At 35.2% G+C, this 17,940-nt stretch carries 19 protein-coding genes and 1 pseudogene; 11 read left to right on the top strand and 9 right to left on the bottom strand.

Features of this window, described 5'->3' with window-relative positions; all coding sequences use genetic code 11:
- Positions 1-9: 9 nt before the first annotated feature.
- The 7 genes and pseudogenes from ACMHJ2_RS02150 (at position 10) to ACMHJ2_RS02120 (ending at position 5,922) form a co-directional block, all read left to right on the top strand.
- Entirely contained in the window at positions 10-1,305 is a 1,296-nt protein-coding gene (locus ACMHJ2_RS02150; RefSeq protein WP_413511316.1) for a sigma-54 interaction domain-containing protein, read from the top strand.
- 3 nt (positions 1,306-1,308) lie between these two features.
- Complete coding sequence (locus ACMHJ2_RS02145; protein ID WP_413511315.1) at positions 1,309-1,812, top strand: LptE family protein; 504 nt, start codon at positions 1,309-1,311, stop codon at positions 1,810-1,812.
- A 544-nt stretch (positions 1,813-2,356) separates the two neighbouring features.
- Positions 2,357-2,821: pseudogene (locus ACMHJ2_RS02140) on the top strand (tetratricopeptide repeat protein); the annotation flags it as partial.
- 2 nt (positions 2,822-2,823) lie between these two features.
- Complete coding sequence (gene secG, locus ACMHJ2_RS02135; protein WP_413511314.1) at positions 2,824-3,216, top strand: preprotein translocase subunit SecG; 393 nt, start codon at positions 2,824-2,826, stop codon at positions 3,214-3,216.
- A gap of 151 nt (positions 3,217-3,367) precedes the next feature.
- The gene (groES, locus tag ACMHJ2_RS02130) at positions 3,368-3,643 is read left to right on the top strand and encodes a co-chaperone GroES (RefSeq protein ID WP_060873958.1); all 276 of its coding nucleotides are present in this window, start codon (positions 3,368-3,370) and stop codon (positions 3,641-3,643) included.
- A 39-nt stretch (positions 3,644-3,682) separates the two neighbouring features.
- Positions 3,683-5,311, top strand: coding sequence for a chaperonin GroEL (groL, locus tag ACMHJ2_RS02125; RefSeq protein ID WP_413511313.1), 1,629 nt, complete (start codon positions 3,683-3,685; stop codon positions 5,309-5,311).
- 86 nt (positions 5,312-5,397) lie between these two features.
- Complete coding sequence (locus ACMHJ2_RS02120; RefSeq protein WP_413511312.1) at positions 5,398-5,922, top strand: adenylate kinase; 525 nt, start codon at positions 5,398-5,400, stop codon at positions 5,920-5,922.
- A gap of 136 nt (positions 5,923-6,058) precedes the next feature.
- Here ACMHJ2_RS02120 and rpe read toward each other — a convergent pair whose 3' ends face one another.
- From rpe to ACMHJ2_RS02105, 3 genes are read right to left on the bottom strand one after another with little or no spacing between them, the layout of a single operon-like run.
- Complete coding sequence (rpe, locus tag ACMHJ2_RS02115) at positions 6,059-6,721, bottom strand: ribulose-phosphate 3-epimerase (RefSeq protein ID WP_413511311.1); 663 nt, start codon at positions 6,719-6,721, stop codon at positions 6,059-6,061.
- A gap of 60 nt (positions 6,722-6,781) precedes the next feature.
- Positions 6,782-7,498, bottom strand: a complete 717-nt coding sequence (gene lipB / locus ACMHJ2_RS02110; RefSeq protein WP_413511310.1) for a lipoyl(octanoyl) transferase LipB — start codon at positions 7,496-7,498, stop codon at positions 6,782-6,784.
- Positions 7,499-7,505: 7 nt separating this feature from the next.
- Positions 7,506-7,670: a YqaE/Pmp3 family membrane protein gene (locus tag ACMHJ2_RS02105; protein ID WP_413511451.1), complete on the bottom strand. Its 165-nt coding sequence runs from the start codon at positions 7,668-7,670 to the stop codon at positions 7,506-7,508.
- Positions 7,671-7,868: 198 nt separating this feature from the next.
- On the opposite strand from ACMHJ2_RS02105, the gene lysS reads away from it, so the two are divergent.
- The 4 genes from lysS to ACMHJ2_RS02085 all read left to right on the top strand — a co-directional run bounded on the left by lysS (position 7,869) and on the right by ACMHJ2_RS02085 (position 12,488).
- Positions 7,869-9,569, top strand: a complete 1,701-nt coding sequence (lysS, locus tag ACMHJ2_RS02100; protein ID WP_413511309.1) for a lysine--tRNA ligase — start codon at positions 7,869-7,871, stop codon at positions 9,567-9,569.
- A gap of 726 nt (positions 9,570-10,295) precedes the next feature.
- The gene (locus ACMHJ2_RS02095) at positions 10,296-10,883 is read left to right on the top strand and encodes a hypothetical protein (RefSeq protein WP_413511308.1); all 588 of its coding nucleotides are present in this window, start codon (positions 10,296-10,298) and stop codon (positions 10,881-10,883) included.
- A gap of 323 nt (positions 10,884-11,206) precedes the next feature.
- On the top strand, positions 11,207-11,938 hold the full coding sequence (locus ACMHJ2_RS02090) for a pirin family protein (RefSeq protein WP_413511307.1): 732 nt from the start codon (positions 11,207-11,209) through the stop codon (positions 11,936-11,938).
- 25 nt (positions 11,939-11,963) lie between these two features.
- Positions 11,964-12,488, top strand: a complete 525-nt coding sequence (locus tag ACMHJ2_RS02085) for a YceI family protein (protein ID WP_413511306.1) — start codon at positions 11,964-11,966, stop codon at positions 12,486-12,488.
- A gap of 58 nt (positions 12,489-12,546) precedes the next feature.
- On the opposite strand, the gene ACMHJ2_RS02080 is transcribed toward ACMHJ2_RS02085, so the two are convergent.
- The 6 genes from ACMHJ2_RS02080 to ACMHJ2_RS02055 form a co-directional block, all read right to left on the bottom strand.
- Positions 12,547-13,479 (bottom strand): pseudouridine synthase, encoded by a 933-nt coding sequence (locus tag ACMHJ2_RS02080; protein ID WP_413511305.1) that lies wholly within the window; start codon positions 13,477-13,479, stop codon positions 12,547-12,549.
- Positions 13,480-13,550: 71 nt separating this feature from the next.
- Positions 13,551-14,474 (bottom strand): geranylgeranylglycerol-phosphate geranylgeranyltransferase, encoded by a 924-nt coding sequence (locus ACMHJ2_RS02075; RefSeq protein ID WP_413511304.1) that lies wholly within the window; start codon positions 14,472-14,474, stop codon positions 13,551-13,553.
- A 54-nt stretch (positions 14,475-14,528) separates the two neighbouring features.
- Entirely contained in the window at positions 14,529-15,467 is a 939-nt protein-coding gene (locus tag ACMHJ2_RS02070; RefSeq protein ID WP_413511303.1) for a mevalonate kinase, read from the bottom strand.
- Positions 15,468-15,538: 71 nt separating this feature from the next.
- The gene (locus ACMHJ2_RS02065) at positions 15,539-15,892 is read right to left on the bottom strand and encodes a cysteine-rich CWC family protein (RefSeq protein ID WP_413511302.1); all 354 of its coding nucleotides are present in this window, start codon (positions 15,890-15,892) and stop codon (positions 15,539-15,541) included.
- A gap of 7 nt (positions 15,893-15,899) precedes the next feature.
- Positions 15,900-17,324 (bottom strand): COG3014 family protein, encoded by a 1,425-nt coding sequence (locus ACMHJ2_RS02060; RefSeq protein WP_413511301.1) that lies wholly within the window; start codon positions 17,322-17,324, stop codon positions 15,900-15,902.
- A gap of 11 nt (positions 17,325-17,335) precedes the next feature.
- Complete coding sequence (locus ACMHJ2_RS02055) at positions 17,336-17,929, bottom strand: penicillin-binding protein activator LpoB (protein ID WP_413511450.1); 594 nt, start codon at positions 17,927-17,929, stop codon at positions 17,336-17,338.
- Positions 17,930-17,940: the final 11 nt, after the last annotated feature.

Raw genomic sequence — 17,940 nt, 5'->3', positions numbered from 1 at the left:
GTTCACTACATGGAAAATGTTCAAGCGATAAAACAACGATTTGAAATTATAGGAAATGACCCTAAACTAAACCGGGCTATCCAAAAAGCAGTACAAGTTGCTCCTACGGATATTTCAGTTTTGGTAACGGGTGAAAGTGGAGTTGGTAAAGAAAGTATTCCCAAAATCATCCATTCTCTTTCTCATCGAAAGCACGGAAAATACATTGCTGTAAACTGTGGAGCAATTCCTGAAGGAACCATTGACAGTGAACTATTTGGCCATGAAAAAGGAGCTTTCACAGGAGCTATCGGCACGCGAGAAGGCTATTTTGAAGAGGCTAATGGGGGTACTATTTTTTTAGATGAAGTGGGTGAATTACCGCTGACTACTCAAGTGCGTTTATTGCGTATTTTAGAAAATGGGGAATTTATTAAAGTAGGTTCTTCTCGCGTACAAAAAACAGACATCCGAATTATTGCGGCTACCAATGTTCACATGATGGAAGCAATTCACAAAGGAAAGTTTAGAGAAGATTTATACTATCGACTAAGTACTATTGAAATAAGTCTGCCTCCGCTACGTGAACGAGGAGAAGATATTCATTTGTTATTTAGAAAATTCGCTTCAGATTTTGCGCATAAATACAAAATGCCACCTGTCCGCCTAGATGCAAATGCCGCGAATTTTCTAGTTCGATACCGCTGGGACGGAAATATCAGACAATTGCGAAATGTGGCAGAAGAAATTTCGGTTTTAGAAACCCAACGAGAAATTACACTCCCTATTTTACAGTCGTATTTACCCAATTATGACCGACAATTACCTTCGGTTGTACAAAGTAAAAAAGCAGAAAGCGATTTTAGTACAGAACGAGAGATTTTATATAAAATCCTCTTTGACATGCGCAACGATATTACGGATTTAAAGAAACTTACCCTTGAACTTCTAAAACAAGATCAAGGACAAGTACAAGAAACCAATCAGCATTTAATTCAGCGTATCTACGGAAATAAAACCAATGAATCCGTAGAATACCCGACCAATCCTTCGGAGATTTTACAGTTGGAAAACAGTCTTTTACATGCGACTCCACCGAATAATCACGCGGCCTATCACCCTACGATTATTGACAATGAAGAGGATGACGAAGATTATTTAATTGCTGAAACGGTCGAAGATGAACCTCTAAATTTAGAAGAACAAGAAGTTGAATTAATCCGTAAAGCCTTGGATCGCAACAAAGGAAAGCGAAAAGCAGCAGCAGAAGAACTCGGTATCTCAGAGCGAACCTTATATCGAAAGATTAAACAATATAACTTATAAAGGATGAAGTTTAGACCAATCATTGCTATTCTTTTTATAGCTTTAGTGTTACAAGGCTGTAAATATTATAACTTTACAGGTACAGGAAAAATTGATGCCGATTCTTTCCAGGTGAATTATTTTCAAAATAATGCCCCTTTGGTGGAACCAGGTATTGAACGTACGTTTACCTTAGCTTTACAAGATTTAATTCAAAACCAAACAAGTTTAACCCTAACTAATTCCGATGCAGACTTAGTTTATGAAGGAGAAATTGTCGATTACAGAATTAGTCCAATGACGGCAACTGCGGATCAAAGAGCGGCACAAAACCGGCTATATATAGCAATTAACGTTCGTTTTATCAACAAAAAAAATCCAAATGATGATTTTGAAAAGCGATTTTCATTTTATTATGACTATGATGCCAATGCACAATTAGTTGGTGCAACCTTAAATACAGCTTTAGATGAGATTTTTGAAAGAATTACACAAGATGTGTTCAATGAATCTCTAGCAAAATGGTAGAATTATAAACAAAATTAATTTGAATAAAGCAATCTTACATACTTATTTAGCTGATCCAGTAAATTTACAGCGATCTGATATTCAAGAATTAAAGCAATTACTTGATCAGTATCCTTATGTACAGGCAATAAGAAGTTTATACCTAAAATCGCTCTATTCAAATGAAAGTACGTCGTATAATCAGGAACTCAAAAAAACAGCGGCTTATACGCTAGATCGCGATATTTTGTTCAGTTTTATTATTTCGGATGACTTTACAACTTATACTCCCTTGGAAAATAAAATCCAAGAAGACGAAATAGAGGACACAAGTAGTTTAGGCAAAACAAAAGATAAAAATCCAGAACAAACGATTAGTACACTCCTACAAACTATTTCAAAAGTAGCTTATTCAATCACGCAAGAAGATAATTCGCAACCTCTTAAAATAGAAGAAAATAAAATAAAAGTAGAAGATTCATTCGAAGATTCAACCCCAGAGGTTTTAGCGGTTATTCCCGAAGATGAGGCTGTTCTTTCAGCGGTAGAAATACTAGAAAATAAATTGGAAATTGGCCAACCCTTAGCCTTCGATGAAGGTGAAAAATACTCTTTCCAAGAATGGTTAAAATTGTCCAAACAACAGCCAATTAAACGAGAATTGGGTACAGAAAAAGAAGGATTACCTCAAGATAAGGAAGAAAAAAGGGAGATAATTACAGAAGAAGAAAAAAAATTTCAAGAAAGTTTAGAAAAAAAACAAGCTTTAATTGATAAATTTATTGAAACAAATCCTAAAATTCTCCCAACAAAAAAAGGCATCCCAAGTCCCATAAATATTGAATTATCACTGCAAGAGAATACAAGTTTAATGACGGAAACCTTAGCTAAAATTTATTTAGAGCAAAAAAAATATCAAAAAGCAATACAAGCTTATGAGATTTTAATTTTGAAATATCCAGAAAAAAGTGGTTTCTTTGCAAACCAAATATTAGATATAAAAGCGTTACAACAACATAATAGTTTATAAGCATGAACACATTTACAGTATTTTTAGTATTGATTGCTATCGTATGTTTTTTATTAATTGTAGTTATCATGGTACAAAATCCTAAAGGAGGAGGTTTAGACTCATCTTTTGGAGGTTCTACTGTAGCAGGAGGTGTAAAAAACACGAATGACTTCTTAGATAAGAGTACTTGGACTTTAGGAGCGGTATTAATTATCCTTATCCTAACGTCGAGCATTAGCTTTAGCGGTGGTGCAATTGGCGATTCTAAACTTTTAGATCCTAATGCAGAAATACCTGTACAACCTGCTCCTGTTCCTGCTGCTAATACAGAAAACAAGACAGAAACAACTCCAACAGGAACTGAAGCTCCAGCTACTAGCGAAACTTCAACACCTGAAACTACACAACCTTAAGAAATTAAATTTTTTCTATATAAAAATGCCAGCTGTCAAGTTGGCATTTTTTTTTGGCAATATGTGTCAACACAAGCTTTGGCACACTTTATGACTATTTCTAAGCGTTTAGAATAAATATAAATAATTCAATTTTATAAACTATTACACTATGGCATTAAACATTAAACCACTTGCAGATAGAGTTCTTATTGAACCTCAACCAGCAGAAACAAAAACTGCTTCTGGTATTTTTATCCCTGATACAGCGAAAGAAAAACCTCAAAAAGGAACCGTAGTAGCTGTAGGAAATGGAACAAAAGACCACAACATGACGGTACAAGTAGGTGATACGGTCTTGTATGGTAAATATGCAGGAACAGAACTAAAATTAGAAGGTAAAGATTACCTGATTATGCGTGAAGACGATATTTTAGCAATTGTTTAATAAATTGAATCAAATAACAAAGTAAAACAAGACTAGATCATGGCAAAAAATATTAAATTCGACATTGAAGCACGTGAAGGTTTAAAACGTGGTGTTGACGCTTTAGCAAATGCTGTTAAAGTAACTTTAGGACCTAAAGGAAGAAATGTAATCATTGGTAAAGCTTTTGGTGCACCAACGGTAACTAAAGATGGGGTTACAGTAGCAAAAGAAATAGAATTAGAAGATGCTCTTGAAAATATGGGAGCTCAAATGGTAAAAGAAGTGGCTTCTAAAACCAATGACTTAGCAGGAGATGGTACAACAACAGCTACTGTTTTAGCACAAGCTATCGTTAAAGAAGGATTGAAAAACGTAGCTGCTGGAGCTAATCCGATGGACTTAAAACGCGGAATGGACAAAGCAGTTGAAGTGATTGTTGCTAATTTAAAAGAACAAGCACAAGAAGTAGGTGGATCAATGGATAAAATCAAACAAATCGCATCTATTTCTGCTAATAACGACGAATTTATCGGAGAATTAATTGCTAAGGCTTTTGAAAAAGTTGGAAAAGAAGGAGTTATTACGGTTGAAGAGGCAAAAGGAACAGAAACTTTTGTTGATGTAGTAGAAGGAATGCAGTTTGACAGAGGTTATTTATCTCCGTACTTCGTTACAAATTCAGAAAAAATGGAAGTAGAATTAGAATCTCCTTACATTTTATTATATGACAAAAAAGTATCTTCTTTAAAAGAGTTACTTCCAATTTTAGAACCTGTTGCACAATCAGGAAAACCTTTATTAATTATTGCGGAAGATGTAGATGGAGAAGCTTTATCTACCTTAGTAGTAAATAAATTAAGAGGAGCCTTAAAAATTGCTGCTGTTAAAGCACCTGGATTTGGTGACAGAAGAAAAGCCATGTTGGAAGACATCGCTATCTTAACAGGTGGTGTTGTGATCTCAGAAGAACAAGGATATACCTTAGAAAACACTTCATTGGAGATGCTAGGTACATGTAAACGTGTAAACATCGACAAAGACAATACAACTATCGTTAGTGGAAGTGGTGAATCAGCAATGATTCTAAACAGAGTAAATCAAATCAAAGCTCAGATGGAGACAACTACCTCTGACTATGATAAAGAAAAATTACAAGAGCGTTTAGCTAAATTAGCTGGCGGTGTTGCTGTACTTTATGTAGGAGCAGCTACAGAAGTAGAAATGAAAGAGAAAAAAGATAGAGTTGACGATGCTTTACATGCTACAAGAGCTGCTATCGAAGAAGGAATTGTTGCTGGTGGTGGTGTTGCTTTATTAAGAGCAAAAACAAACTTAGAATCAATTAAAGCGGTTAATGCTGACGAAGAAACAGGTATTCAAATCATTGCTAAAGCGATTGAATCTCCTTTGAGAACTATTGTTGAAAATGCAGGTTTAGAAGGATCAGTAATTGTTGCTAAAGTATTAGAAGGCGATAACAACTTCGGTTATAATGCAAAAACAAACGAATACACAGATATGCTACAAGCAGGTGTAATCGATCCGAAAAAAGTAACAAGAGTTGCTTTAGAAAATGCAGCTTCTGTTGCAGGTATGATCTTAATCACTGAATGCGCTTTAGTAGATATTAAAGACGAAAACGGTGGTGGAATGCCAATGGGCGGTGGAATGCCAGGAATGATGTAATAAATCACCCCTTTTATAACGAAGAGGCTTGAACACATTTGTTCAAGCCTCTTTTTTTATACCTTTATTCTCTGATTCATTTAACTATGGTTATTTTACTTACAGGTGCTTCACATACAGGGAAAACAAATTTAGCGCAACAACTAATGGAACGCTATCAGTATCCGTATATTTCAATTGATTTATTAAAAATGGGACTAATCAGAAGCCAGCAAACTGATTTAACACCTGAAGATGATGCTGAATTAGAAACCTACCTATGGCCAATTGTTCGAGAACTAATTAAAACCGCTATTGAAAACCAACAACACTTAATTGTCGAGGGTTGTTATATGCCTTTTACTTGGGCAGACGATTTTGATTCTGCCTATCTAGAACACATTCACTTCTATTGCTTGATTCTGTCAGAATCGTATATTAAAAATCATTTCGAGGCGATAAAAAAATATGCCCCTGTTATTGAAAAACGCCTTGACGACTCTTGGTGTACGCAAAAAATGCTCTTACATGACAATCAACACAACCTCACTATGTGCCAACGTTACAACTGCGAATATATCCTCATTGAGGAACAATATGCCATCGATCTCTCCTTATTTGACAAAATATAGTTAGAACTATATCCTGTTTTATTTCCCCAATGGATTATTAAATCATATCTTTTGAGATAGATACACCTAAGAGGTATCTCAAAAAAAAGCCTATTACTGCGGCGTAAAAGGCTTTTTTTCTATTCTTTAGTATTGGTTATTTTGAAGTTATTTCTTTTAAATTGGCGATTGTGGCAATCGAATCTGCGGCACTAAAAACAAAATTACCTGCTACAAGCGCGCCTGCACCTGCGTCAACAAGGGCTTTTGCATTTTTGTCATTTACCCCCCCATCAATTTCAATGATTACTTCAGCACTTTTCACCTCAATCATCGCTTTCAATTTGCGTACTTTATCATAGGTATTTTCGATAAAACTCTGTCCTCCAAATCCTGGGTTAACACTCATAATCAATACCAAGTCTAAATCTTGAATAATCTCTTCTAAGACCGAAACTGGGGTGTGTGGATTTAAGGCTACTCCCGCTTTCATTCCCTCCGCTTTAATAGCCTGAATCGTGCGGTGTAAATGCGTACATGCCTCATAATGCACCGTCAATATATCAGCGCCTAAATCTTTAAATGTTTTGATATAGCGATCAGGATCAACAATCATCAAATGCACATCTAAGGTTTTTTTTGCGTGTTTCTGAATGGCTGCTAAAACAGGCATCCCAAAGGAGATATTAGGTACGAAAACGCCATCCATAACATCAATGTGAAACCAATCAGCTTGGCTTTCGTTGATCATTTCAATATCGCGTTGTAAGTTTGCAAAATCCGCCGCTAGAACCGAAGGAGCAATCATTGTGTTTTTCATAGTTGTGTGTAGTTTTTGTAAAGATAAAAAAATCTCAAAAGAAAATAACCTCTCCTCTTTTTATAAATTAGACGCCTGTACTTTAATTGTAGCCTCGAAAAGTTCTGCAAAATATTTAATAATCTTCGCGCGAACCTCATCCTCATCCACATAGTTAACTCCCAATTCTACGTGCAAAGACGTTACCGCTTTCCCTCTAATCCCACATGGAATTATATTGTCAAAATAACCTAAATCCGAATTGACATTCAAAGCAAAACCATGCATCGTTACCCAGCGAGAAGCTCTTACGCCCATCGCGCATATTTTACGTGCAAATGGAGTTCCAACCCCTAACCAAACACCCGTTTCTCCATCACTCCTTCCTGCTTCTATGCCGTAATCTTTCAATACAAGAATCATGGTTTCTTCCAATAAACGCAAGTATTTGTGGATATCCGTAAAGAAATTCTCTAAATCTATGATTGGATAACCAACGATCTGACCTGGTCCGTGATAGGTAATATCTCCACCTCTATTAATCTTATAGAAGGTCGCTCCTTTTTCCTTTAACTGTTCATCATTGAGCAACATATTAGCCATGTCCCCGCTTTTCCCCAACGTATACACATGAGGATGCTCTACAAACACAAAATAATTGGGTGTTTGCACGTCGGTTTCATCTCTTCTATTTTTTATTTTAAGATCTAAGATGGACTGAAAAAGGGTTTCTTGATACGCCCAAGTATCTTTATAATCCTTTTCGCCTAAATCGATTAGGGTGATTTCTTTATTCATTTTTTGCTTATCTGTTATATTTTGGATTATTGAGAATGACCAAGGCTCCAATAACACCAGGAATCCAGCCTGCTAAGGTCAAAAGCAATACAATTAAGATAGATCCACATCCTTTATCGTACACAGCGATCGGTGGAAAAATAATAGACAAAATGACTCTCCAAATACTCATAATCACATATTTATACCCTACAAATTTCGTCATTTTTTTGTGAATTAAGACTATAATTTGCGTTAAACCCATACCTCGAAATCATTCAAAAGTATCAAATGACTAATTAACTGACATTTGGCGAGATACAAATGCCCCTAATTTTTAAAGATTACCTATATTTGCACTTTATAAATTAATTCATAATTCACAATTATTATGCAACTTTCAGAACAAGAAATCATCAGAAGAGAGAAGCTCGCAAAATTGCAAGAGCTCGGTGTGAATCCTTATCCTGCTAACCTATTTCCAGTAGATCATACATCCAAGCAGATAAAGAACGATTTTGAAGAAGGTAAGAAGGTAGTTGTGGCCGGAAGATTAATGTCTTCTCGTATTCAAGGAAAAGCTTCTTTTGCAACGATTCAAGATAGTGAAGGAAAAATTCAATTATACATCAACAGAGATGAACTTTGTCCGGATGAGAACAAAGATCTATATAACGAAGTTTACAAAAAACTAATCGATTTAGGCGATATTATTGGTATTGAAGGAGAATTGTTTACTACACAAGTTGGAGAAAAAACAATTCGCGTAAAAGGACTATCTCTATTAAGCAAATCTCTGCGTCCTTTACCTTTACCTAAAACAGATGCAGAAGGCAATACTTTTGATGCTTTTACCGATCCGGAATTGCGTTACAGAATGCGTTATGTAGATTTAGTAGTTAACCCTAAAATTAAAGAAACGTTTATCAAACGCACCAAGTTGTATACAGCGATGCGTGAGTTCTTTAATGAATCTGGATACATGGAGGTTGAAACCCCTGTATTACAGTCAATTCCAGGAGGAGCAGCAGCACGTCCATTTATGACACATCACAATGCTTTAGATATTCCTTTGTATTTGCGTATTGCTAATGAACTTTATTTAAAACGCTTAATCGTTGGTGGTTTTGACGGCGTATATGAATTTGCTAAAAACTTCCGTAATGAAGGCATGGATAGAACCCATAATCCTGAATTCACGGTTATGGAAATTTATGTAGCTTACAAAGACTACAACTGGATGATGGACTTTACAGAACGCTTGTTAGAACATTGTGCTACGGCTGTTAATGGATCTTCAACAGCTACTTTTGGAGAACATGAAATAAACTTCAAAGCCCCTTACAAGCGAATCACAATGGCTGATTCAATCAAAGAGTTTACAGGTTTCGATATTACAGGTAAAACAGAAGATGAAATTCGTCAGGCTGCTTTAGGCATGGGAATTCCTATAGATGCAACGATGGGTAAAGGCAAATTGATTGATGAAATATTTGGCGAGAAATGTGAAGGTAACTATATTCAACCTACCTTTATTACAGACTATCCAAAAGAAATGTCACCTTTAACTAAAGCACATAGAGATAATCCAGAATTAACGGAGCGCTTTGAGTTGATGGTTTGTGGTAAAGAAGTTGCAAATGCTTATTCGGAATTAAACGACCCTATCGACCAAAGAGAGCGTTTTGAAGCACAATTAGCTTTAGCAGATCGCGGAGATGATGAAGCTATGTTTATTGACCAAGATTTCTTACGTGCATTAGAATACGGAATGCCTCCTACATCAGGAATGGGAATTGGAATGGATCGTTTAATTATGTTCTTAACCAACAATCCTTCCATTCAAGAAGTGCTATTCTTCCCTCAAATGAGACCTGAAAAAACAGCACCTACTGTTGAATTGTCTGACGATGAAAAAATTATTATTCAGATTCTAGCAAACAACGAAAACAAGGTTGAATTAGGTTCTTTAAAAGAACAAGCGGCTTTAAGCGGCAAGAAATGGGATAAAGCTATGAAAGGTTTATCTTCTCATAACCTAACGAAAGTGGTAACCGAGGAGGATTTGAAATATGTAGTGTATCAACACTAAACAATAATTTGGAAAGAGAAGTATAGATAACCAATTCCTTTTTCCAACTATATCATAAACTAAAAGAGGAAGTTTCAGTATTGTTGAAGCTTTCTCTTTTTTCTTTCACTCTCCTCTCATACTACATAAATAGTAATAAATATACATTCTTGTTCTATAAAACCGTAACGAGAGAATCCTAAAAACACACGTCTTACTTCCTTTTATTTAACAGCTTTCAAAAATATTTTTTAAAACGATTAACAAAACTAGCTGCTTTAATCGAGTTAAATAGTCATTAAATAAGTGACTAAAAATCCCTGTGCACTTTTTTTTACTTTGCGAATTTACTGGACTGATCATTCTATTAAGAAAGAACTTCTCCAAGAACTTTATGATGAAAACTATATTCCTTTTATAGAGAATAAAGAATCAAAGACGATTGATCATGTAGTACAAAAGGAGGTCTTGTATACTATGCACTAAAATCAATTCATTTTGAATCCTATAAAAGGGGCTGTATTTTTAAAACAGTCTCTTTTTCGTTACAATTTTTCAGAATAAATCTATTTAATTCACAAATGCTTTCAACTGGTGCAAAAGCATGTCTCCTTTTACACATCAGAAATCATTTAAAAAAACTCACTTAAAGACTTTTTTTAGTACCTTAGTTCTTCATACTAGTCCCACTAAAAATGGCTAGGATTACAGAAAAAAGACCCTTGTAAATACTTAAATCGATTGAGAATGAGTATAACTAAATTGAATCATAGCCTACATCGACCTGATGGATTTTTAGAGGATAAACAAAAGACAACCATTGTAGGAATCTATGGGGCTGGTGGGGCAAATGCAAGTGGTAATCCTGCTTTAAAACGCGTAGTTGAGGAACAAAAAGGACGGATGTTTTCGAGTTCACTTGGAGGAGGTGATAAAGCTATTATTGCCTACTTAGAAGAAGGATTCAAACAAGGAAATCAATTAATACTCTATGGGCATAGTCGAGGGGGTGCTGCCGCAGTAAGAATTGCAAACAAATTAGGTGAAAGGCAAATTCCCATTGCTGAAATCACGCTTTATGATCCCGTTGGGCTGTATTTTGGGGGTAGTTTTACGTTTACTTATCCCAATGTACTAAAAGTAACCAATTACTACCAAAGAAACCCCATTGGCAGTTTTTCCCTTTGGACCTATAACCCCTTTGTTGGAAGTTCAGTATGTGGTACTTATCCGTGGACTGAAATCAACAATATCAATTTAACCGGACAGTATTACCGATCAGGGGTTTTTATCAACCACCTGAATATAACGCAATATGCCATTCAGAACCTTTAAAAAAACAGTTACGCGTCTTTTTAATTGGATTATACCAAACCCCTAGATAGATTAAATAACTGAATATGAATCCCTTTGACAGTCCAGCCTAAGTAGTAGGAAAGACATTGAATAGCTAACTCAAACATTAAGTTAGTTGGGAAATTTATACCAAATTCTGCATGTACACATAGGGCAAAGAGACAATGCTAAAAACTATGTTATTTCAACAAAACACAAAAAGATAATTTTTAAGAAGAATCCCCTCGTTTTATTTCTTAATCTACATTAAGCAACTAACCAACTGACTGTCTGTATCTTTGTATAACAAAATCGATACAACTATGAAAAATTCAATTGTATACAAATCAGATAGTAGAGGACATGCTGACCACGGTTGGTTAAAATCTCATCACACGTTTAGTTTTGCTAATTACAGCAACAAGGATCGCGTACACTTTGGGGTTTTACGTGTTTTAAACGATGATTATGTAGCACCTGGAAAGGGATTTGGAGCACATCCACATGAAAATATGGAAATCATTTCTATTCCTTTAAAAGGAAGCCTCGCACATAAAGACAATATGGGGCATGGAGAAACCATCCAAGTAAATGAAATTCAGGTCATGAGTGCCGGTACAGGCGTTCAACACAGTGAGTTTAATCCAAGTGAAACAGAAGCTGCAGAATTTTTGCAAATTTGGCTTTTCCCCAACCAACTAAACGTTACACCAAGATACCAACAAATAAGCTTGGATGTAGCTCAAAGAAAAAACAATTGGGATCAGATTTTATCTCCAAACCCTGAAGATGCGGGCGCATGGATACACCAAAACGCTTGGTTTCACCTTGCAGACCTCGAACAAGGCAAAGAATTAGCCTATGAGCTAAAAGACCCTTCAAATGGCTTATACTTATTTGTACTTGAAGGAGCGATCACGCTTGAGGATGAAGTTTTAGATCGCAGAGATGCTATCGGAATTTGGGACACAACTTCCATTCACCTTAAAGCAACACAAAAAACACAACTATTACTCATGGAAATTCCTATGGACTTACCGAACTACTTACAATAAGTATAAACTTTAATTTTAGTACACTATGAAAACGAAAAATTGGAAAATCGATACAACCCACTCATCTATTGGATTTAAAATTAAGCATATGATGTTTACGAACGTAAGAGGTACTTTTACAGATTACACAGCTACCCTTGACTTAGTAAATAATAATCTAGAAGAAAGTACACTTCAATTTGAAGCAAAAACAGCTTCTATTTCTACAAACAATACCGATCGTGACAATCACCTGAGAAGTGCTGATTTCTTTGATGCAGAACAATTTCCAACAGTTCATTTTACATCAAGTAGAATTGAGAAAAAAGGCGAAACCCATTATATTGTCGAAGGTACTTTAACGATGCACGGCGAAAGTAAAGCCATAAAACTAAATGCTGAATACAGTGGAATCATCCAAGATCCTTGGGGGAATGCTAAAGTAGCTTTAGCGCTAACTGGTAAAGTAAATAGAAAAGATTGGAATTTAAACTGGAATACCGCATTAGAAACAGGTGGTCTTTTAGTTAGTGAAGAAGTGAACTTTGATATCGAAACGCAGTTTAGTTAACGGTTGACAGTTCACTGTTAACTAAAAAAGCTCAACCTTAATCGGTTGAGCTTTTTTATTATCCATGTTGTAAAAAACGAATTTCTTCTTCTGTTAAGTCTCTCCAACTTCCTCTAGGTAGATTCCATTTAGTAATAGTTCCGTACATAACGCGATCTACTTTGATTACATTATAGTCTAAAGACTCAAATAAAGCACGTACTAATTTCACATTCGATGCTTTCAACTTAATGCCAATTTCTGTTTTCGGTTGATTTTCAACATACGCAACATCTTCAACAAATACGCGTCTTTCTTCAATGTAAATTCCTTTTTTAACACGCTCTAAATCTTCGTATTTTAGGTTTTTATCCAAAGAAACTTGATACATTTTTGAAGAACGTTGTTCCGTAGAACTCAATTTTTGAATCAAATTCGTATCATTCGTAAAAATCATTAAACCCAATGTACTTTTATCCATGCGACCTACAGGCGCTAAAGGTGTTTTTGAAGCATTTTTCACTAAACTCAATACATTCTCTTGACTAACAATCTCTTCATTAATCGTAGAGAAGCCTTTCGGTTTGTTCAATACAATGTACACTTTCTTTTCTGGTGTGATAACCATACCATCAAAGTTTACGACATCCGTTATTTTTACTTTATGTCCCAATTCAGTAACAATCTCTCCGTTAACTTTCACGTTACCAGAAACAATATATAAATCTGCGTCTCTTCTTGAGCACACACCAGAATTACTAATATACTTGTTTAAGCGCATCTCTCCATTTTCTGCATTTGGAGTGGATACTACTTTTGGTTTTTTATCGAATGTTCTATTAGATGGTTTCGGCTTTGCTGTTCCTTGTCCTTCACTAGCACGTTTCTGGAAAGGTTTTGCTGTTCCTTGGCCTTGACTAGCTCGCTTTTGGAATGGTTTTGCACCCCCACTTTTTGGTTTTCCACCGCGATTAGATTGCGTTTTTCTAGAACCTGATTTACCGTTATTCATATTAAATATTTTTGCAAAGATAGACAAACTCCTTCTTTTATTTCAATATACCCTAAAATATAGTATATCAATTATAAAGTCTCCTCCAAAAGATACCTGCCACTAGCTAAAACACCTGGTTTAATAAGCACAATGGAAAGAACCCCAAGTAAAATTAAAAGCTTAAGGAGAAAGTGAAGTTGATGGTATTCAAGTGTAGTATGTGATTTCCATAATTTGATTAAGAAGAAAATAAAAATTACGATACTAAAATAAAAATAGTAAATCATGTACCCCACATCATAGCGAACCGTCATCAGATAAATGGGAATCAAGGCTAGCACAAATACACCAGTGATGACTTCTTTCGCCTTTTTCTCCCCAAAACGCACGGGAATCGTTTGATAATTATTGGCAAAATCACCTCTAATATTTTCCAAATCCTTCATGATTTCTCGGATTAAAATAATCAAATACAAGAAGGAAGCGTGAATATAAATAGAAAGATGAAACGATCTAAAATACATCAAAATTGCAAAGAAAGGCAACATAACCAATAAAGAGGCTACTAAATTACCTATGATTGGAAATTTCTTCAATTTATGGGAATAGAACCACAAGAGAAAAATATAAACTGCAAAAAAGATTGCTCCGTGTAAAGAAACAGGAAGTACAATACAAACAGACATAAAATTAAGGAAAAAATAAACTCTTAATTTGGTTGTTTGACTGACTAATCGATCCAACATAGACTTGTTGGGACGATTAATTAAATCCTTTTCTGCGTCGTAAAAATTATTGATGATATAACCAGAAGCAATTGCTAAGGCTGAAGCGAAAATAATCAGAAATAACCGCCAATCTAAAATAACATCCAAGGCTCTTTTTTCAGGTGCAAAGATGAAGATAGACGCTAAATACTGGGCTAAAATAATAACAAAAATGTTATAACCCCTCAACACAGAAAACAAACTGAATATTTTAGCTAAGAGTATTCTGTTTTTCCTAGATAACATATTATTTTTTTCTTGTGATTAGTAAAAGGTTATAACATTCTCTATTTCTATTGCTTAAAACTGGTAAACTACTTCTAGTTTATACTCTTTAAGTGTTTCTTTTGCTTTGTCAATATCAGGTGTAAATCCTAAGATGTAACCACCTCCACCAGATCCACATAATTTCAAGTAGTAGTCATTGGTTTCAATTCCCTTTTGCCAAACCGTGTGAAACTGTTCAGGAATCATAGGTTTAAAGTGATTGAATACAACTGATGAAAGTTCTTTTGTATTGTTGAATAAAGCCTTCAAATCTCCTTTCAAGAAGTTCTCTACACAAGCATCTGTATGCTTGATAAATTCCTCTTTTAGTACTTTTCTGAATCCTTGTTCTTTTAATTTTTCCATAAAAATAGTAATCATTGGAGCAGTTTCTCCAACAATTCCTGAGTCAATCAAAAATACAGCCCCTTTTCCATCTACACTTTGAGAAGGAATACCTGTAGGTTCGATATTATCTTTCGAATTAATTAAAATTGGCAGGCTTAAGTAGCTGTTTAAAGGATCTAAGCCAGAGCTTGTTCCATGGAAAAAAGCTTCCATTTTACCAAAAATCTCTTTTAATTTCAAGAGTTTGTCTTTGCTTAGGTTTTCTAAGACCGTAATTTTCTCTGATGCATACTGATCATAAATCGCAGCAACTAGCGCTCCACTACTTCCTACCCCATAGCCTTGTGGGATACTCGAATCAAAATACAAACCGTTTTCAATTTCTGTTTGCAAACGATCGAGATCAAATTGAACTAAAGTAAAGTCTGACTCCTGCAAATCTCGAAGATAAGCAGCAAAGTTCTTCAAACTCTCATTTGATTTTTTAGCGAATCCCTCCAAGTTATCTTCCATTTTCAAGGCTCCCTTATAAAAATTATAAGGAATAGATAACCCTTTCGAGTCTTTTATAATTCCATATTCACCGAATAAAAGAATTTTTGAATAAAATAAAGGTCCTTTCATAGCATAAAAGTAATTTACCCTGCAAAGGTACGTATAATATTCACGCTTAGGTGATTTAGTTGCATTTTTTTCTATAGATGACGGTTTTTAAACCCATATACACAATGTCTACATCCATTTTGACAACATTGTCCTTTTTGCAAATGATACAATTCTGTAAATACAAAATAACCATTTTCCATATAGTAGTGTTTTCCTTCTACCATTTCACTTCTATTGGTTGGGAATTCACTGGTTTTTGCTTCTAGCACCAGTTGATTCATTTTTTCTAAACAAGCATTACACAAACACTTGTGAAACGAACTACGCAAGAAATTTTTAGTATCGGGAGTTAATTGAACAGCCATACAATCACATTGATCAATCGCTTCTACCCGACATTGAATGGGCGTTTTACAATGCGTACATACTTGATTTTTCGTCATATTCCCGCTACTTCATGGTCGTGAAATTATAGAATTTCATTCCCCCACTGGCTTCAATTTCCACTTGTTGTTTGATTACTTCTCCATTGGGCTTTTGCAATTCCAAAGTCAATTGATTCATCCCTTTAACCAAAGGCACTCGAGCATAATTAATCACAGCAGGTAAGGTTTGCCAATTTCGCGTATCGGCTTTTTCTGAAAATAGATTATACAGTTGTAAACCTAAGCCTACACCTTCCAATACAGCATTGTTATCATTACTTCTAGCCGCTGATTTTACCGCGTATTCCGCTGATTTTTTTACAGCCAAACGCGTTAAAATTTTCCCTAGTTCTTTTCCGGCTCTTTCTTGCAGGGTTGAAACCGCTACAACATCAATATCTTGTACTTTTTCTAAAGCATAGGTTGCTGTACCATTTACCTGAATCTTGGCATTTACATAAGGTACGGGAGTGCTGATATATTTAGGATAAGCAATATTCACACTGTGCACATCACTTAAATTTGTAGTACCTGCAATGCCAAAATCCAAAGGAATCATAATCCCTAAAGCATTGGTAAACACTAAGGCACCACTATCTCCTCTAATTAAAGAGAAGAACATATTTTCTTCCTCTTTGATTGGTGCAGTACCATTTTCCCAGAAGACAACAAGTTCGCCACCTTCCGTTACTTGATACCGTTTAAAAGCCATTGAAAACTCTTTCTCAAACCTTTTTAAATCAGAGGTAAAACCCAATTTATCCGCCATATTCATGACATCATATTTTAAGTTTTCAGGAATACTCACTCCATAATAAATTCCACCAACAGCACTTTGATATACTTCGACCGCATTGCGATACGAAATAAAAGCATCATTGTAGTTACCCGTTGATTCGTAAATTAAACCTTGTAAATTTAAAGAAAAGGCATCTTTAGAATAGCGGGTCGTTTTGTTGTTGTACTTATCACCTTGATCGTAATTTTGAAGAGAAATACGACGTGCTTCCACAAGTGCTTCTTGGGACTGCCCTAAATACAAATAATTCAATGCCTTGTAATAGTGAAGCATAAAAATCTCAAATTCCTCTCCTTTGTAACTTTGAGACATGGAATTCAAGAAAAGGCCCACCATCACATCCCCTGTTTTGGTAACCTGATCTTCAATTAAAAGATCTGCTTTATTTAGGTATTGATTACTTACCGCATAATTGCCTTTTAGATGTTCAACTTTTCCCTTTTCCATATAAAACAGAAGTAGGTTTCTTGGCTTTTGAAGCAGCTGATTTTTATCTAAAGCATTTTCCGCTCCAACGTAATCTTGTTGAAGCATACGCTGGTAGTAATCCGTAATTCTATCGTGATAGGAAGCACATCCAAATACGAAAAACATTAGTGCTACAAGCACTAATGTTTTTGTAATTGAGTATATGGTTCGATTGAAAACCATCAATTATAAGTTTAGTTTTTTACGTATTTCGCTATTTTTTTGTCTCCAATCCAAACTACTTCGTTTGTTTGAAGATTTGTCAACTCTAAATTAACTTGATAGTAAACAACTTTTTTCTTTTTATGTGAATCTACAATAGAGTTGATCGAACCTTGCAACATAAAATCTGCGCCTTGTTCTAAACCAAATTGTTTCATCGAAGAGGTAGAAGCGTTCGTTTGTTGATCCGCTCTTTCTCCTCTTAATTCGTCGCGTTTTTTACCACCTTGTACTAAACGCACACGTCCAGATTGAATAAAAGACTGCTCTACATCTTTAACAAATGTTTCTGCATCGATATGCTCATGGCTTTTATTGTAAACCATTCCAACGATAACTACCGGTTTTTTATTGTCGTTGTCATCTTGAAAATTCCCAATCCAAGCACCATCTAATACTTGTCTTGTCATTTGCTGAGCAACTTCTCTTGAATCTGAATTATTCCATCTACCACTGATATCAATTGTTTCATCTGTACTAACTCTAGTAACTTGACGACCACATGACGTGATAAATAAACCTGATGCTGCTAAAACCGCAACTAATGCTATCTTTTTAATTTGCATACTTTTTTTAT

The organism is Myroides odoratus (genome assembly GCF_965118575.1).
GTDB classification, from domain to species: Bacteria; Bacteroidota; Bacteroidia; order Flavobacteriales; family Flavobacteriaceae; genus Flavobacterium; species Flavobacterium odoratum_B.
Note: the sequence above shows the minus strand (reverse complement) of the source record. Positions and strands in the feature narration are given on the sequence as shown.

Coding starts and splice junctions, on each gene's coding strand:
- ACMHJ2_RS02150 (WP_413511316.1), top strand. CDS start 10: ATGGAAAATGTTCAAGCGATAAAACAACGATTTGAAATTATAGGAAAT.
- ACMHJ2_RS02145 (WP_413511315.1), top strand. CDS start 1,309: ATGAAGTTTAGACCAATCATTGCTATTCTTTTTATAGCTTTAGTGTTA.
- secG (WP_413511314.1), top strand. CDS start 2,824: ATGAACACATTTACAGTATTTTTAGTATTGATTGCTATCGTATGTTTT.
- groES (WP_060873958.1), top strand. CDS start 3,368: ATGGCATTAAACATTAAACCACTTGCAGATAGAGTTCTTATTGAACCT.
- groL (WP_413511313.1), top strand. CDS start 3,683: ATGGCAAAAAATATTAAATTCGACATTGAAGCACGTGAAGGTTTAAAA.
- ACMHJ2_RS02120 (WP_413511312.1), top strand. CDS start 5,398: ATGGTTATTTTACTTACAGGTGCTTCACATACAGGGAAAACAAATTTA.
- rpe (WP_413511311.1), bottom strand. CDS start 6,721: ATGAAAAACACAATGATTGCTCCTTCGGTTCTAGCGGCGGATTTTGCA.
- lipB (WP_413511310.1), bottom strand. CDS start 7,498: ATGAATAAAGAAATCACCCTAATCGATTTAGGCGAAAAGGATTATAAA.
- ACMHJ2_RS02105 (WP_413511451.1), bottom strand. CDS start 7,670: ATGAGTATTTGGAGAGTCATTTTGTCTATTATTTTTCCACCGATCGCT.
- lysS (WP_413511309.1), top strand. CDS start 7,869: ATGCAACTTTCAGAACAAGAAATCATCAGAAGAGAGAAGCTCGCAAAA.
- ACMHJ2_RS02095 (WP_413511308.1), top strand. CDS start 10,296: ATGAGTATAACTAAATTGAATCATAGCCTACATCGACCTGATGGATTT.
- ACMHJ2_RS02090 (WP_413511307.1), top strand. CDS start 11,207: ATGAAAAATTCAATTGTATACAAATCAGATAGTAGAGGACATGCTGAC.
- ACMHJ2_RS02085 (WP_413511306.1), top strand. CDS start 11,964: ATGAAAACGAAAAATTGGAAAATCGATACAACCCACTCATCTATTGGA.
- ACMHJ2_RS02080 (WP_413511305.1), bottom strand. CDS start 13,479: ATGAATAACGGTAAATCAGGTTCTAGAAAAACGCAATCTAATCGCGGT.
- ACMHJ2_RS02075 (WP_413511304.1), bottom strand. CDS start 14,474: ATGTTATCTAGGAAAAACAGAATACTCTTAGCTAAAATATTCAGTTTG.
- ACMHJ2_RS02070 (WP_413511303.1), bottom strand. CDS start 15,467: ATGAAAGGACCTTTATTTTATTCAAAAATTCTTTTATTCGGTGAATAT.
- ACMHJ2_RS02065 (WP_413511302.1), bottom strand. CDS start 15,892: ATGACGAAAAATCAAGTATGTACGCATTGTAAAACGCCCATTCAATGT.
- ACMHJ2_RS02060 (WP_413511301.1), bottom strand. CDS start 17,324: ATGGTTTTCAATCGAACCATATACTCAATTACAAAAACATTAGTGCTT.
- ACMHJ2_RS02055 (WP_413511450.1), bottom strand. CDS start 17,929: ATGCAAATTAAAAAGATAGCATTAGTTGCGGTTTTAGCAGCATCAGGT.